Here is a 16,300-nt window from a genome sequence, read left to right on the forward strand (position 1 = left end):
TCGATAATAAATCTGTGAAATTCGATAAAAAGAGCTTAAGAAAAATAGTTCTTTACTATTTTCTCGTAAAAGTCCTTGTTGGAGGGTAGCGGAGGCAATGCCCCCATTTGAGTAGATACCCAAGTACCCATGGCGTTGCCAATTTTAGCGTATTTTTTAAGATCTGCTAATGATGTTGGTGCTCCTTTTTCATGGAAGCAAGCTAAAATCCCTGACATAAAGGCATCCCCAGCACCTGTTGTATCGAGAGCTTCGATTTTTTGAGCAGGTTCTATTGCTTTCCCATTCGAACTAACTGTGTAAGTTCCTTTTTCTCCTAATGTGATAAACACATATGGAATTTGATAGATCTCAAGCTCTTTAAATGCAGCAACAAGCGATTTTGTTTCTGTTAAAAAGAATAGCTCGTCCTCTGAGATTTTTAAGATGTCGATTTTATCAAGAAAAGGAAGGATCGTTTGTCTACATTCTTCTTCGCTTTTCCAACGCTTCATCCGAATATTTGAGTCAAAGGAAATCAATGTTTGATATTTTTTCGCTAACTCAAGTGCTTTTTCAGTCGCTTTTCTCGCTTGTTCATGAAAAAGAGTGCCTGAACCAAAATAAAAGATTTTTGCTTGCTCAAAGGGAGCAGGATTTAAATCTTCGACCTTCAGTACTTCATCTGGTGTTTCATTCATATAGGAATGAAAATAACGGTCACCTTCTTCATTTAAATGAACGTATACACCACAAATCTTCTTAGTAGGGGTTTTAACACTGTAATGAATATCGACCTTTTCCTTTGTTAGCTCTTCTTCTACAAAATGACTTACTTTATCCATTCCTAATTTACAAATATAAGAAGTTGGTATACCTAATCTAGCTACACCAGTTGCAACATTAATAGTCGTTCCTCCTAAATAGGTTTCAAAGCTTTTATTAGATAAATCGGTGGCTATGTAGTCTACAAACGCATCACCGAATGAGAGAATCCCTTGTTTTTTCAATCATAATCTTCCTTTTTATAAAATTAACGATATTCTCCATTATGCCTTTTCATCGCCTCCAATGACAATACTCTCTAAAAAAATTTAAGGACATATTAAGGTCCCAGCGTTACAACCAGGGATTTTTTATAGATAATAGAAATGAAAAGCGGTCGATATTAAAGAATGCAGAAATTCTTGTATGAGGTGAAAAGTCGCTTTAAACTATTAGAAGTTGAGGATAAAATTGAGCTGTTAAATTTTTATAAAAATTATATCAAACAAACAATTTTGGTTTGAGTTATCTATTGCAAAGCGGATCGTTAATCAGCATCCAGGAGCGATTAAGGTTGAAAGTGAAGTAAATAAGGGAACACGGTTTGAAATAACGTTTCCAAGACAAGCGGTATAAGGAGAAAGGTACTTTTTTGGGTTACTAAATCTTAGGATTAAAAAGGGAAAGGTTACCCTCTCCCTATTTTGATTCGCTATTTTTTAAGATGATAAGGAATCGTAGCAATAACAATATCCTTTCTCCATAAGAGCATCGCACGTAAGAAAAGTGCTGTTTGATTATGAAGAAATATATGCCACCACTTTTTTACGAAAAATTGTGGGATCAAAACAGTGATATACTTTCCCCTTTCGTTGTCTTCTAATGTATCAATATAGTCTAGCAACGGTGCTAATAGGCTTCTGTAAGGAGAATGAATTGTGACAAGGGGAATATCAAGCCCATTCGCCTTCCACTTTTCCACTGCCCGTTCTTTTTGTTTTTCATCAAAATAAACAGTAAATGCCACTACATCATTAGATATACTTTTTGCATAGCCAATCGAGTTAATAGCTACTCGACTTACACTCGAGATAGGAATAATCACTTTTGAAGGCGAAACCTTTATCAATTGTTTAGGATCTTGTCCTTGAAGGCTCAGTTGATTTGCTAAATCAGAATAATGACGGTGAATTTTATGAAATAAAAACACGATACATGGAATCGCGACCACTACCATCCAAGCCCCACTTTGAAATTTTGCTACACCAGTTATGATGGTAACTATTCCAGTTATGATCATCCCAATCCCTACAATCAAGATTTTAGACCAAATTTTTTGTTGAGACTTTCGTTCTAAAAAAAACTTGATTAATCCATATTGTCCAATGGTAAAAGATAAGAATACACCTACTGCATAAAGTGGGACCAATGCGTGTGTATCTCCTTGGAAAATGATGATTAAAAGGATAGCTAATACACTCAGATAGATAATACCGTTAGAGAAAACTAATCGATCTCCTCGTTTTGTTAGATTTCTTGGGAGGTAACCATCTTGTGCAATAATGGAAACAAGTTGTGGAAAGCCAGCAAATGCGGTATTAGCAGCTAAAAATAAAATGAGCATGGTAAAGATTTGAATGAAATAGTAAAAGAATCCGCTTCCAAATACATGGTTTGCGAGTTGGGAGACAACGGTTACATTTTCTTTAGGTACGACGCCAAATCCATTGGCCAAAATGGTAATCCCAAAGAACATAATCCCTAGCAGAAATGACATCCAAAACATGGTGATTACTGCATTTTTAGAACTAGGTTCCCGGAAAGAAGGTACTCCGTTACTAATAGCCTCTACACCTGTTAATGCAGAACAACCGGAAGCAAAAGCTCGTAATAGCAAAAAAGTGGTTCCTAATGAAGAAAGTAAAGAAAAGTGTTCTGTATGGTGTGGGATGGAAAAATGCTGCCAACCTTCCCCGATCAGCTTCCAAATTCCAACTCCAATCATAATGATAATCGAAGCAACAAAAATATATGTAGGGAATGCAAAAATACTTGCAGATTCTCGGATCCCTCTCAGATTAGTTACCATCAATACAATAACAAGTAATACGGCAATCAAAACACGATAAGGGAGTAAAGCAGGGAATGCAGACAGCAAAGCAGCTACTCCAGAACTAATGCTTACTGCAACAGTTAATATATAATCAATCATTAAAGCAGCACCAGCTGTCAGACTAGTATTTCTTCCTATATGCTCACGAGCAACGATATAGGCTCCCCCGCCAGATGGAAAGCTGTGAATAATCTGACGATACGAAAGTGTGACAATCAATAATAACAATATGATGAAAAGCGCAATAGGAATAGAATACATAAATGCTTGTGTGCCAATTAAGGCTAAAACAAGCAAAATTTCTTCTGTTGCGTATGCGACAGAAGAGAGGGCATCAGATGAAAATACAGCTAAAGCTTTCTTTTTTGTTAGTTTCTCTTCTGATAGTTGTTTCGTATGAATGGGAGTTCCAACTAGCAGCCTTTTCCAATTGTTCATTTCATCATCCTCCATAAATAAAAGCTTGATTATGCTATTCTTGCTTAAGGCAAAAAGGAAAAAACATAGACAACTTTTATTCTACCTAGTCCAAAAACATCTATTCTTAAATTAGTAAGAATAGATATCGAAAACTATTTTAATAAAATAAAATAAGCTATTAGAACATCCTTTTTATTCCAATGTCCTAATTGTGAGCAATGATGAATTTAAGCTTGAACTTACTTGGCGAAGTGGGAATTTTTGGGTTTTAGGAGTTGTGATTGGAGCTTGTTCTGTGACGGCTGCTTAGTATAAAAATAAGGTACTGAGATAAATTTATTATGTTTGTTCAAGGAGCTTTTCTAATTCCTTATCTACTATAAACACTTCTATTCTTTCCCCTGTTTTTGTGCTGATATCACTATGGCTGGAAAGAACCTTGCATTGGGTATATTTTTCAACAATCTCTTCAAAATTTTTACTGTACATTTCTCGGAGCACTTGTCTCATCTGTTTCACTAGTTTTCTTCCATGGTCCTGGTTTACTAAATGTTTTTCCTCCACTGTTAGTACTCCTTTAAAACGAACAATAACCATATCTTGTAAAATGTAAGTTTTTGTTTCTTGTGGACCTCTGCCAACAAGGTCTCTTTGAAGTTTAATAAATGCTTCACTTATTTCAGCTTCTAACTTTTTCTTTGCGGATACCATTTTTCTTCCCCCAAGCCCTATATATTACGGTGTTATGTTACAGTTGCATAATCAATAAAGTCAATTGTTTTTTTAAAAACGTCGAAATAATAAGCTAGAGTTAGCAATTAAATAAAAACATCCATTTCTATTAAAAATTTAGATGTTTTTCGCAATAAATACGCTAATTTGAGATTTTACAAATGCAAAGGTTGGAAGTAGAATAGTCCTCGTAAACAACAAATCAAATATTTCGGCCTAATCTCGATATGAGAACGGAGGACCCATTATTTTGGGGTTAATTCTACCATATGTAGAAGGGATGAGATTTCTCTTTCGCCATCCTACCCGTCAGCTAACTTCGTCGGCTAAAGCGAAGGAGGTCTAAAAGACCACCTTTTTCAGGGGGCTTTTTTTGTTGCAAAAAATGCAGCGAAAAAGCAGACTGACTGATTTAAGTAGGTCTTTTTTATTATGCCTATTATGAAAAAGTTACTAGGGGACAGAGCACAAAGACGGCTATGAGCTTGCTGGGTGTTATGTAGACCAATGCAGCTTTTTCTCCAATAAAGTTGAATTGAAAAAAGACATGTAAATGGACAGTCTATATTTTTATAGATCAGTCAGTCATGTACTTTGTATTCAACCTGGAGAAACAGCAGCATTGGTCTTTTTTGTTCTTCAAGACCAATATAGGTAATTTAGGCGTAATACCCCTGATAGGTCTGAGATATATGGAGGTGCTATTAGAACTTCAATGTTTTAGTTTATCAAACTTTGTATTGGTACTTCATTCAAATTTAGGAGGTCGGTCACATGTTAGATGTAATCATGGTGGTGCTGCTTATTATTTTACCAACTCTGATGCTGGGCCTTACGAAGTGGTCCTCGAAATTAGTTGATCAAGGAAGGGAAGAATAGTGATGGTCGTTTTGTTTGGATTGGCTGTAATCGTTTCGGTTTATTTATTATACGTTTTAATTAATCCAGAGAAATTTTAATTTGGAGGTAAGCTCAGTGTTTATGATGATCCTTTCCATAATTCTTACACTTTTGGTTGCAGTTTTATTGGCCAAACCAACAGGCATATATTTAGCGAATGCTTTTAATTACAATTCAACGAAATTAAATAAAATATTTGGTCCTTTTGAGAAAGTCCTTTTTAAAATTGGCGGAATTAAGCAAGTAAATCAAACGTGGAAACAATATGCGATATCTCTTGTATTAACCAATGCATTTATGATTGTCCTCGTTTACTTCGTTTTTAGATTACAAGGAATCCTGCCGTTAAATCCAAGTGGAATTAAAGGTATGGATCCAGCACTGGCATTTAATACGGCAATCAGTTTTATGACAGGTACAAACTTGCAGCACTATAGCGGTGAAAGTGGATTATCCTATTTATCACAAATGATCGCCATCTTGTTTATGATGTTTGCAACTCCAGCTACAGCCTTAGCGGTAGTCATTGCTTTTGTAAGAGGTCTTTCTGGAAACAAAATAGGTAACTTTTTTGTTGATTTCATTCGTGCCATTACGCGTATCTTACTGCCATTGGCTTTTATCATGGGATTTGTTTTTGTGGCTCTAGGTGTACCACAAACTCTAGAACCTACAGCAACGGTCCAAACAATAGAAGGGGCAAAACAAGAAATCGCCCGCGGGCCGATTGGTGCATTTTTATCAATCAAGGAATTAGGAAATAACGGTGGAGGATTTTTTGGAGTAAACTCTGCTCATCCATTTGAGAACCCAAATGCCATTAGTAATCTGCTGCAAATCTGGTTAATGCTTCTTTTGCCAACCGCCCTTCCGTTTACGTACGGTCGAATGGTTGGAAATGCAAAACAAGGAAAGATCTTGTTTGTATCAATGGCGATGATTTTTATTGTTTTTCTTGGGTCAGCTCTTTTATATGAATTTCAAGGAAATCCAGCATTAAATCAATTAGGTATTCAACATGACCAAGGAAGCATGGAAGGGAAGGAAGTTCGATTCGGTACAGGTCAATCGATCCTATATGCCATTACTACAACAGCAACAGAAACAGGTGCTGTTAACACCATGCACGATACGTTAACTCCAATGAGCGGTATGCTTACGCTATCAAACATGTTATTAAATACCGTATTTGGAGGAGTAGGATCTGGCTTTATGAATGTCATTATGTATGCCATGATTGCCGTTTTCTTATCGGGTTTAATGGTTGGCCGTACGCCAGAATTTTTAGGCAAAAAGATTGAAGGAAAAGAGATGAAATTAATAGCCGTTACAATGTTAATGCATCCATTTCTGATCTTAGGTGCTTCTGCCATTGCGTTATTTACACCACTTGGATTTGAAGGGATTTCAAACCCTGGCTTCCATGGCATTAGCCAAGTTGTTTATGAGTATACATCTTCAGCTGCAAATAATGGCTCAGGATTCGAAGGATTAGGGGACGCCACTCCATTCTGGAATATTTCCACCGGTATTGTTATGTACCTTGGACGATATTTCGGGTTAGTTACGATGTTAGCAGTAGCAGGATCGCTGGCTTCAAAGAAGTTAATTCCGGAAACAAACGGTACATTCCGAACAGATACATCCTTATTCGGAACCATCTTACTCGGAACGATTTTTATCGTAGGTGCTCTTACGTTCTTTCCTACATTAGTGTTAGGACCGATTGCTGAATATTTAACATTATAGACCTGAGGTGATAGAAGTGGGCAATCAAGCATTAAAAAAGAGACCTGAAAATCTTCATGTTAAAAATAGAACAAATACAGACAATGATTCTATTGATGATCAATCTTATGACAATAAAAAGGACGGAAATAGAAAAATGATAAATAAAGCGATGGTTGCACAAGCGCTGAAGGAATCCTTTCTAAAGTTAGATCCAAGAAAAATGGCAAAGAATCCAATTATGTTTGTGGTTGAAATAGGATTTTTAATCACATTGATTCTGTCTTTTTTTCCAAATGTATTCGGAAAAAGTGAAGTGGAACCATGGTTTAATATAACAGTCACGCTCATATTGCTGTTGACTGTGCTATTTGCGAACTTTGCAGAAGCATTGGCGGAAGGAAGAGGGAAAGCTCAGGCAAATACATTAAAGAAATCAAAACAAGAAATGATCGCAAACCTTGTGAAACCAAATGGGAAAATCGAGCAGGTGCCATCTGCTGATCTTCGAAAAGGAGATATTGTGACAGTTTCTCAAGGTGAGATGATTCCTGGTGACGGCGAAGTGATTGAAGGGTTAGCTTCAGTGGATGAATCTGCTATTACGGGTGAATCAGCACCCGTTATCAAAGAGGCTGGCGGCGATTTTAATTCTGTCACTGGAGGAACAAGAGTGGTTAGTGACAAAATTAAGGTCAGAATGACAAGTAATCCAGGAGAATCATTTCTAGATCGAATGATCTCTCTTGTAGAAGGGGCAGAACGTCAAAAAACACCTAATGAAATCGCATTAAACACCGTGTTAACAAGTTTAACGTTAATTTTTATGATTGTCGTCGTGACATTGCCTTTCTTTACAAATTATTTAGGCTTTCAAATAGAAATACCGGTTTTAATTGCCTTGCTGGTATGTTTAATTCCAACAACGATTGGCGGTTTATTATCCTCTATTGGAATTGCAGGCATGGACCGTGTCACACAATTTAATGTGCTGGCAATGTCAGGAAAAGCTGTAGAAGCTGCTGGTGATATTAACACGATTATATTAGATAAAACAGGTACCATTACTTTTGGTAATCGTATGGCAAGTGATTTTATACCAGTAGGTTCTGTGTCTCAAGATGAATTATTGTATTGGACTGCACTAAGTTCATTAAAGGATGAAACACCAGAAGGACGTTCGACAATTGCCTTAATTAAGCAAAAAGGTCAGCAAGCTGATGAGCAGCTAGCTGAAGGCGGTGCTGTTATTGAGTTTAAAGCTGAGACGAAAATGAGTGGAATTGATCTATCAGACGGTCGTCATATAAGAAAAGGTGCAGTAGAAGCTGTTAAAAATTGGGTAAAAGTGCAAGGAGGCAGCATTCCCAATGATTTAGATGAAAAAACAAACCAAATATCAAAAGAAGGCGGCACACCGCTTGCAGTCGCTTTAGATAATCAAATATTTGGTTTGATATATTTGAAGGATACGGTCAAACCAGGAATGAGAGAACGATTTGATCAGCTTCGAAAAATGGGGATTAAAACGGTTATGTGTACAGGGGATAATCCTTTAACGGCTGCAACGATTGCGAAGGAAGCAGGCGTAGACGAATTTATTGCAGAATGTAAGCCGGAGGATAAAATTGAAGTCATTAAATATGAACAGAATCAAGGTAAACTGGTCGCGATGACCGGAGACGGAACAAATGATGCTCCTGCTCTAGCACAGGCAGATGTTGGTTTGGCCATGAATAGCGGGACAACTGCTGCAAAAGAAGCTGCGAATATGGTTGACTTAGATTCTGATCCGACAAAAATCATTGAAGTAGTTTCCATAGGAAAACAGCTCCTGATGACAAGGGGGGCATTAACAACATTTAGTATTGCAAATGATATTGCCAAATACTTTGCGATCATCCCGGCTATGTTTATGCTTGCCATTCCGGAAATGCATGTACTAAACATTATGGGACTTGATTCACCAAAGTCAGCTATCCTATCTGCTTTAATCTTTAATGCGATCATTATCCCATTATTGATACCGTTGGCGATGAAAGGTGTTTCTTATAAACCAATGAGTTCCAATTCATTGCTCCGCCGGAACTTAACAATTTATGGTTTAGGAGGCGTGCTTGTACCTTTTATTGGGATTAAATTATTAGATTTAATAATCGCTTTGTTTGTTTAAGGAAAAACCCATTATATATAGAAGAAAGTAGGTAGTTTTCAAATGAAAGAAGAACAAAGTTTGTTCGCACCTATTATTCGAACCAGTTTTCTTATCATGGTTTTATGCGGCTTAGCATACCCGCTTGCGGCAACGGGTATTGCTCAAGTCATCATGCCTGAAAAAGCGGATGGAAGCTTGATCTACAATGATAAGCATGAAGCAATTGGCTCTGAATTAATTGGACAAAATTTCACTGATCAGAAATTTTTTCAAGGAAGAGTTTCTAGTATAGAAAATAATGGGGCTGGCTCTGGATCTAATAACTATGCTCCTTCGAACCAGGACATGATCAATCGTACAAAGGACTCAATCGAAGCTTGGAAAACAGCGAATCCTGATACGCCAATCAGTGAAGTGCCAATCGATCTTGTAACGAATTCAGGCTCTGGATTAGATCCGCACATTAGTCCAGAATCTGCATCCGCTCAAGTGAGTAGAATTTCGAATATAACAGGGATCGAACAAAAAAGGCTAGAAGAATTAATTAAAGAACATACAGAAGGGAAAGAGCTTGGTTTATTCGGAGAGGAACGTGTGAACGTCCTAAAATTAAATCTTGATTTGATGAAGATAATGAAATAGATGCAGAAGCCCTGGCTAATCCGGCCGGGGATATTCATTTTTACAAAACGATAGACGGTTATGATTTGGGGTGAAATCAGTGAAACAAGAACATCCATACTTTAGAAAAAAAACACCTGAAGAGCTTCTAGATGAGATTGTTCAATCAAATAGAGGGAAGCTAAAGCTATATATAGGTGCATCACCTGGTGTTGGAAAGTCATACAAAATGCTTCAGGATGCGAGAGATTTACGAAAAGAAGGCAAAGATGTTGTCATTGGTTTGATTGAAACACATGGCAGAAAAGAAACGGAAGAACAAATTAAGAATTTAGAATTTGTCCCGCTTATGTCTATAGACTATAAAGGGAAAACATTTTATGAACTAAATGTGCAAGCAATCATCGCTAGAAAACCGGATATAGTCATTGTTGATGAGTTAGCCCACACAAACATTCCCGGATCGATTCATTTGAAAAGATATATGGATGTTGAAGACATTTTGGAAGCAGGAATAGATGTCATGTCAGCAGTAAATATTCAACATCTTGAAAGTGTAAATGATATTATTCAACAAATTACAGGTGTTACTGTACGAGAGAGAATACCAGATACGTTTATGAAAAAGGCAAATGAAACACAGCTAATCGATATTACACCTGAAGCGTTAAGAAAAAGATTAACGGAGGGGAAAATCTATCATCCTGAAAAAATAGAACAGAGTCTTAGCCATTTTTTTACGACGACTAATTTGTCTGCATTAAGGGAGCTGGCACTTCGAGAGATTGCGAACGATGTTGATGAGAAAATAGAACAAATAAGTGGAGATCTACAAGACGGCCCTATTGGCGTATACGAAAAAATATTAGTTTGTGTCCATTTTGGGCCAACAGCAGAAAAGCTAATTCGAAGAGGGTGGAGAATGGCTAATCGATTAAAAGCAGATCTCTTTATTTTAAATATTGCCTCTGAAGACATGGATTCTTTTAATCAAGAAAAGAGGCAAAAAATACAACAATGGAAGATATTGGCTGATCAATTTAATGCTGAGTTTTTGCTGGAGGAGCAGGGCAAGCGAAAGCCTGCAGAAGTGATAATAGAAATCGCGAAAAAATATCATATTACACAAATATTATTAGGACAGTCAGCAAGAACAAGATGGGAAGAAATTCGTAAAGGCTCAATCGTCAATACAATCATGAGAAAAACATCAAATATTGATATTCATATTGTTTCAGACGGAAGGTAAGGAGGTTATATTTATATGAATGTAGCATTTTTCTTAATTCCCAAAAATGAAGTAGCCTACATTAAATATGAATCTACCATGAGGCAAGCGTTAGAAAAAATGGAGTATCACAAATATTCAGCTGTCCCAATAATAGATCATGAAGGAAAATATATTGGAACACTGACGGAAGGTGATTTACTTTGGAAAATAAAAAATACTCCTACTCTAAGCTTTGAAAACACGAGTAAAATATGGCTTAGAGAAGTTCCTCTTCATCGCAAAATTGAAGCTATTTCAATCAATGCTGAGATGGAAGACATATTAGCAAAGGCTATGGAACAAAATTTTGTGCCAGTAGTAGACGACAAAAATATTTTCATTGGGATCATAAGGAGAAGAGAGATTATTGAATATTTTACAAAGAAGGTAGCTTCGTTAAGTTAGAATCCTTTATACCCTTACTTCCTTCTGATCATTCATAAATGTGGGGGACCTCGCCATTTAGAGATTGATTGGGAAAAAAGATATAAAATTATGAAGCTGCATTTTGTGGCTGAAAAGAAAGGATTGAAATCAGCCTTATTGAAGATTAAAGATATCATTTATAAAAATGAAAAGCATCTTCTACTAGATAAGTCAGAAGATGCCTTTCATTTTTATTATTTTCCTACATGAATAGGTTTTCCTTTATGAAGGAATTTAGTCATAAACTTGGTTTCAGCTAGTGAAAAAATAATTAGTGCCGCCCAAATGAATAAGAAAGAAGTGAGTTGAGCTTGAGAAAAATTTTCTTTAAAAACAAAAATGCCTATTACAAGTGTAATCGTCGGTGAAATGTATTGAAAGAACCCAATCATAGTGAGTGAGATTCTTTTTCCTGCTTCAGCAAAACAGAGTAAAGGTAACGCAGTGGCAATACCTGTACCAAGTAATAATAAGGTTGTCATCAAAGAGCCTGTTCCAAAGGAAATGGAATCATTCACTTTCAGTGTAATTAAATATATTAATGCAATAGGTGCAACAAACATGGTTTCGATCGTTAATCCGACCATAGCATCTAATTTAATATACTTTTTGATGAGTCCATAAAAGGCAAAGGTAAAAGCTAATGTTAGTGCGATCCATGGGATTTGCCCAAACTCAAATGTCAATAAGACTACACCTGAGAAGGCGAGTACAATTGCAACAACTTGCCAAGGATTAAGCTTCTCTTTTAAAAAGACGATTCCTAGTAAAATTGTAATCAATGGATTGATATAGTAACCAAGACTCGTTTCAATAATATGTCCATGGTTAACAGACCAAATATAAAGAACCCAGTTCATACTTACAAGGATCGATGCTATCAAAAGAAAAAGTAAATTCCTAGGACTTTGAATTAATTTTTTTAAGCTTGTAAAAAAGAGTTTCAATTTCTTTGAAAAAACAAGCAGAAAAATCATAAAAATAAATGACCAAAATATTCGATGAGCTAAAATTTCAAAGGAAGAAACTGAATGAATCAGCTTCCAGTAGAGTGGGAATATACCCCACATAAAATAAGCGAATATGGCATACAACATTCCAGTTGTTTGGTTGTTTTCATTTTTCATTATTATCCTCATTTTCTATTCATGAATTTTCTCATTTTGAAGCTTTTGATGATAGAATTGGGCTTGATGAATAGCTTCCTTGTCATTTAATATTTCACTCGGAGCATTGCCCTCTCCGATAAGATACCCGACAAAATGAGCTCCGACAAAATCAAATATATATTGAAATTGCATCATAAGTGGAAGCCCTTTTTGTCTCGGGTTGTCCCCCCCAACAGCTACGACAAACATTTTTTTACTTTTCATTTTCTTTTTAAAATCTAAACGAACATCACGCATCCCTTGAGACCAGCGATCGATAAAGTTTTTCATCAGTCCGCTCATTCCGTACCAGTAGATAGGAGTTGCGAATATAACAACATCTAAATCTAATGCCTTCGTAATAATTTGATGAAAATCATCTTTGATTGGTTGAAACCCATTAGGATCATGCCTTTGATCCACAATGGGAAGTATATCATAATCTTTCAAATAAATTCGTTCAAAAGGAATTCCTTCTAATAGGATATTTGTAAGAACTTCTGTATTGCCATTTATCCGAGTTCCGCCATCTATGACAAGCATCGCAAACATTCCTTTCTTTAAAAAAATAATCCCCAATTTTTCACAGAATGGAGCATTATTTATTGTAATCCTTTTAGAGCCTTCATGGAAATCAAAAGTATTGATAGGATCTATTCAAATATGTGATAATGCATAAATTTGACAAAATTATCACCTGGTACTAATATTTAGTTATAATAGTAAGTATAAAATAAAGGGTGGTTTTTTATGAAATCAAAAGCACGTATTACTGCAATTGGTACGTATATCCCTGAAAAAAAGCTAACGAACAATGATTTGGAAAAGCTGGTAGATACAAGTGACGAGTGGATTGTTCAAAGAACGGGAATGAAGGAAAGAAGAATAGCCAATGAGGAAGAATTTTCTTCTACTTTAGCGATTAGAGCGATTGAAAATATGCTTGAAACCTATCAAAAGGATATGCATGACGTGGATTGTATTATTGTTGCAACGACAACGCCTGATCATATTTTTCCGAGTGTAGCTTGTGAAATTCAAAGGCACTTTCATATCGAACAAACAGGTGCGTTTGACTTAAACGCAACATGTGCTGGCTTTACATATGGCCTCCATATGGCCAATAGCTTAATCACGTCTAGCTTGCACAAAAAGATCTTAGTTGTTGCAGCGGAAACGATGTCAAAAGTAACCGACTATCATGACCGAACAACGTGTATTTTATTTGGAGATGGAGCTGGGGCTGTATTAGTAGAGTATGATGAAGAAAATCCTAGCTTTAAAGCTGTTCATATGGGATCAAAAGGAGAAGGAGGAATTCATGTTTACCGAAGCAACTTTGCTCCTTCAATAAATGGCACTCCTATTCATACAAATGGTAAAATTGTTCAAAATGGCAGAGAAGTGTATAAGTGGGCAACACGTACAGTGCCAGACGGAATTGACGAATTACTAGTAAAAGCAAATCTTGAGAAGGAAGATATTGATTGGTTTGTTCCGCACAGTGCAAATCTTAGAATGATTGAATCTATATGCGAAAAAGCCAATTTACCGTTAGAAAAAACATTAACAAGTGTTGAATACATGGGCAATACATCTTCTGTATCCATTCCGTTAGCACTGCATTTAGGGATAAAAGAGGAAAAAGTACAAGCTGGGGATACACTCTTACTATATGGGTTTGGTGGAGGTCTGACACATTTAGGGCTGATCATACAATGGGATTTGTAATATTCAAATAGGGGGAATGTTATATGCAAGATATTTTGAGTGTGCTGCCTCATAGACAGCCCTTCCTTATGATTGATGGAGTCGTTGAATTGGAGCCCGGAAAATGGGCAAAGGGATATAAAAATATAACAGAGAATGAATGGTTTATCACAGACAATCAAAACTATATGCCGCAAATGCTTGTGATCGAAGCCCTTGCTCAATTGAGTGCCTTTACATCAACGAATAAGGAAAGAGGATTGGGTTTTCTTTCTTCATTAAAAGAGGTGGAATTTTTCAAATATGCCCGCCCCGGGGATAGAGTTGATCTGTATTATGAGGTTATTCGAAACCGAAAAGGCTTCATTTTTGGAAAAGGTCAAGCATCTGTTAACGGTGATATCATTGCAAAAGCAAATATTTCTATTTATATAGAAAAGTGAACCCTCCATTTCTTTTAGGGTTCACTTTCTTTATGTTTGTAAAAAATAAGCAGAATAACGGCTATGAGAATATATTTTTTATCCCATCGATCAAGTTTTTAAAGAAGTCTGAAACCTTTTGAATAAAGCCGCTATCCCCTACTGTTTCATTGATTCGTTTTTCGATTGTTTTTGAAAGGTCATCAAGCTGTGATTGTACATTGTCGAATGTAATATTAAGATTCCGCATTTTTTCAAATAGATCAATGAGCAGCTGCCGGTCTTGTGAATTTAATTGAAGCTCAAGGCTCCTCAATTTATTGTCAACTATGTTTTCGATCTCTTCTTTTGTAGCGGGTTTTTGATCAGCAATCTCTTTTTTTATTTCTGTCAAAAGCTCGCTCACTTTATCTTGATCCAAGCCATCTTTCTTTGCTAGATTTGTAGCGAGGCTTAACTCTTCATTTGCGACCTCAGTTCGATCTTTATTCAATTCTACAGTTTGATTCTCGTCATATGCTTTATAAATTCCTACAAGTGCAGAGTGGCCGCTAACTTTAATTGGTGAAGCGACATCGACCGCTGCATCTTGAATTCCTGCTGTCAGCAAGGCATTTGCATACATTTCTTTTGTTACTTCTGTAATATTTTCAGGCGTTGCTAAATGAATGACAAGTCCTTCGCCATTTTCTTTTCTTGTGATTTTGGCAGAAGAATACATATTAGAGCGTGCATCATCCTTAATATAGGTAACAAGATCCTTTCCTGTAACCGTTATTTCTGTCACTTTGTTCGTGTCTTTGACTTCTAATAAACTTCTGACTTCCTCTTTCTGTTGTGCCGATAAAGCTTCACCGTAAACAACAATTGGAAGCCCGAATTTTTCATTTATGCTGTCGTCATTATTGCCATTGGATGCGAAAACACTGCTGCTTGTTGTTAAGAAAAGTGCAAGTATTGTACCAATTGCAATGGTTTTCATCCAGTTCATTTTAAACATTTCTGTTTCTCCTTTTGCTAGTAAAATTACTAATTTTAAAAAGTTTTAACTTAACATGGCCTATTTTACTATATTTGGCTTAAAAGGTGTTAACGATTGGTTAAAGGTGGATGAAATGAATAAAATAGTTAAATTATTACAAACCTTAATATATAAAAAGGAGGAGAGAACCAAACTAAAATGATTCTCTCCTTTTTTGTTATATTAACAATTTAATTTGATGTTTATTTTAAAAATTAATTTTTTTCCATTTTTGTTCCATGGTCGGGGGAGTATAGCTTGTCATAAAAGAGAGCAATTCTTCAGGGTCATCTGAAACACTCAAAAGCTTTAAGGTTGATTCTTTTGCAAACCCAGCTTGAATACTGTTTGTTATCAAATTAACTAGAGGGTCGTAGTAATGATTTATATTAAATAATCCGATTGGCTTTTTATGAATGCCGATTTGTGACCAGCACAATACTTCAAATAGCTCTTCAAATGTACCTATTCCTCCAGGTAATGCAATAAAGCCATCTGCAAGCTCATTCATTTTCGCTTTTCTTTCATGCATCGAATTTACTTTAATGAATTGAGTCAAACTATTATGTGCGGTTTCACCTTTGAAAAGCCCATTTGGCATAACGCCGATAACTTTTCCTCCATTCAACAAAACTTCATTTGCTACTTCGCCCATTAACCCGACTTTTGATCCGCCGTAAACGAGCTGATAACCATTAGAAGCAATGAATTTTCCAAGCTCTTTCGTTTTTATTTGGTAATCCTGATGATTTCCTGCGCTAGATCCAGCAAAAACACAAAGAGTTTTCATTTTCCGTCCCCCAGTACATAACACGTATTGTCAAAACTTTATATAGAAATAGGTTATTAAATCCTTTAATAGAGAGCTTTATAAGCAAAAAAATTGCCAC

At 36.1% G+C, this 16,300-nt stretch carries 16 protein-coding genes and 1 riboswitch; of the genes, 9 read left to right on the forward strand and 7 right to left on the reverse strand.

Going from position 1 to position 16,300, the window contains the following annotated elements; all coding sequences use genetic code 11:
* Window positions 1-35 precede the first annotated feature (35 nt).
* The gene (locus FDO66_RS08685) at window positions 36-989 is read right to left on the reverse strand and encodes a carbohydrate kinase family protein (RefSeq protein WP_141432244.1); all 954 of its coding nucleotides are present in this window, start codon (window positions 987-989) and stop codon (window positions 36-38) included.
* A gap of 286 nt (window positions 990-1,275) precedes the next feature.
* On the opposite strand from FDO66_RS08685, the gene FDO66_RS21450 reads away from it, so the two are divergent.
* Window positions 1,276-1,380: a hypothetical protein gene (locus tag FDO66_RS21450; protein ID WP_395939759.1), complete on the forward strand. Its 105-nt coding sequence runs from the start codon at window positions 1,276-1,278 to the stop codon at window positions 1,378-1,380.
* 76 nt (window positions 1,381-1,456) lie between these two features.
* Here FDO66_RS21450 and FDO66_RS08695 read toward each other — a convergent pair whose 3' ends face one another.
* Together FDO66_RS08695 and FDO66_RS08700 are read right to left on the reverse strand one after the other, a co-directional pair.
* Window positions 1,457-3,295 (reverse strand): APC family permease, encoded by a 1,839-nt coding sequence (locus tag FDO66_RS08695; RefSeq protein WP_141432245.1) that lies wholly within the window; start codon window positions 3,293-3,295, stop codon window positions 1,457-1,459.
* Window positions 3,296-3,616: 321 nt separating this feature from the next.
* Window positions 3,617-3,988 carry a Na-translocating system protein MpsC family protein gene (locus FDO66_RS08700; RefSeq protein WP_141432246.1) on the reverse strand — a complete coding sequence of 124 codons (372 nt, stop codon included), beginning with the start codon at window positions 3,986-3,988 and terminating at the stop codon, window positions 3,617-3,619.
* 224 nt (window positions 3,989-4,212) lie between these two features.
* Window positions 4,213-4,352: riboswitch (cyclic di-AMP (ydaO/yuaA leader) on the forward strand.
* Between the two features lie 538 nt (window positions 4,353-4,890).
* Here FDO66_RS08700 and FDO66_RS21455 point away from each other — a divergent pair.
* The 6 genes from FDO66_RS21455 to FDO66_RS08730 all read left to right on the forward strand — a co-directional run bounded on the left by FDO66_RS21455 (window position 4,891) and on the right by FDO66_RS08730 (window position 11,088).
* Complete coding sequence (locus FDO66_RS21455; RefSeq protein ID WP_141432278.1) at window positions 4,891-4,968, forward strand: potassium-transporting ATPase subunit F; 78 nt, start codon at window positions 4,891-4,893, stop codon at window positions 4,966-4,968.
* 22 nt (window positions 4,969-4,990) lie between these two features.
* Window positions 4,991-6,658, forward strand: coding sequence for a potassium-transporting ATPase subunit KdpA (gene kdpA, locus FDO66_RS08710; RefSeq protein ID WP_141432279.1), 1,668 nt, complete (start codon window positions 4,991-4,993; stop codon window positions 6,656-6,658).
* Window positions 6,659-6,794: 136 nt separating this feature from the next.
* The gene (gene kdpB, locus FDO66_RS08715; RefSeq protein WP_141432280.1) at window positions 6,795-8,810 is read left to right on the forward strand and encodes a potassium-transporting ATPase subunit KdpB; all 2,016 of its coding nucleotides are present in this window, start codon (window positions 6,795-6,797) and stop codon (window positions 8,808-8,810) included.
* Window positions 8,811-8,852: 42 nt separating this feature from the next.
* Window positions 8,853-9,434 (forward strand): potassium-transporting ATPase subunit KdpC, encoded by a 582-nt coding sequence (gene kdpC / locus FDO66_RS08720; protein WP_141432247.1) that lies wholly within the window; start codon window positions 8,853-8,855, stop codon window positions 9,432-9,434.
* A gap of 79 nt (window positions 9,435-9,513) precedes the next feature.
* Window positions 9,514-10,662, forward strand: coding sequence for a KdpD-like non-kinase potassium sensor (gene kdpDN / locus FDO66_RS08725; protein ID WP_141432248.1), 1,149 nt, complete (start codon window positions 9,514-9,516; stop codon window positions 10,660-10,662).
* Between the two features lie 15 nt (window positions 10,663-10,677).
* On the forward strand, window positions 10,678-11,088 hold the full coding sequence (locus FDO66_RS08730; RefSeq protein ID WP_141432249.1) for a CBS domain-containing protein: 411 nt from the start codon (window positions 10,678-10,680) through the stop codon (window positions 11,086-11,088).
* A gap of 215 nt (window positions 11,089-11,303) precedes the next feature.
* Here FDO66_RS08730 and rarD read toward each other — a convergent pair whose 3' ends face one another.
* The gene (gene rarD / locus FDO66_RS08735; protein ID WP_141432250.1) at window positions 11,304-12,236 is read right to left on the reverse strand and encodes an EamA family transporter RarD; all 933 of its coding nucleotides are present in this window, start codon (window positions 12,234-12,236) and stop codon (window positions 11,304-11,306) included.
* A gap of 15 nt (window positions 12,237-12,251) precedes the next feature.
* Complete coding sequence (locus FDO66_RS08740) at window positions 12,252-12,800, reverse strand: flavodoxin family protein (RefSeq protein ID WP_141432251.1); 549 nt, start codon at window positions 12,798-12,800, stop codon at window positions 12,252-12,254.
* A 207-nt stretch (window positions 12,801-13,007) separates the two neighbouring features.
* Here FDO66_RS08740 and FDO66_RS08745 point away from each other — a divergent pair, with 207 nt between their 5' ends.
* Both FDO66_RS08745 and FDO66_RS08750 read left to right on the forward strand, forming a co-directional pair.
* A complete protein-coding gene (locus tag FDO66_RS08745) occupies window positions 13,008-13,988 on the forward strand; it encodes a ketoacyl-ACP synthase III (protein ID WP_141432252.1) in 981 nt (326 codons plus the stop codon).
* A 23-nt stretch (window positions 13,989-14,011) separates the two neighbouring features.
* Complete coding sequence (locus FDO66_RS08750; RefSeq protein ID WP_141432253.1) at window positions 14,012-14,410, forward strand: 3-hydroxyacyl-ACP dehydratase FabZ family protein; 399 nt, start codon at window positions 14,012-14,014, stop codon at window positions 14,408-14,410.
* Between the two features lie 61 nt (window positions 14,411-14,471).
* Here FDO66_RS08750 and FDO66_RS08755 read toward each other — a convergent pair whose 3' ends face one another.
* Both FDO66_RS08755 and FDO66_RS08760 read right to left on the reverse strand, forming a co-directional pair.
* Window positions 14,472-15,380: a DUF1002 domain-containing protein gene (locus FDO66_RS08755; protein ID WP_141432281.1), complete on the reverse strand. Its 909-nt coding sequence runs from the start codon at window positions 15,378-15,380 to the stop codon at window positions 14,472-14,474.
* Between the two features lie 238 nt (window positions 15,381-15,618).
* Window positions 15,619-16,200 (reverse strand): LOG family protein, encoded by a 582-nt coding sequence (locus FDO66_RS08760; protein WP_141432254.1) that lies wholly within the window; start codon window positions 16,198-16,200, stop codon window positions 15,619-15,621.
* Window positions 16,201-16,300: the final 100 nt, after the last annotated feature.

Source organism: Bacillus sp. 03113 (assembly GCF_006546985.1).
Taxonomy (GTDB): Bacteria; Bacillota; Bacilli; order Bacillales; family Cytobacillaceae; genus VATK01.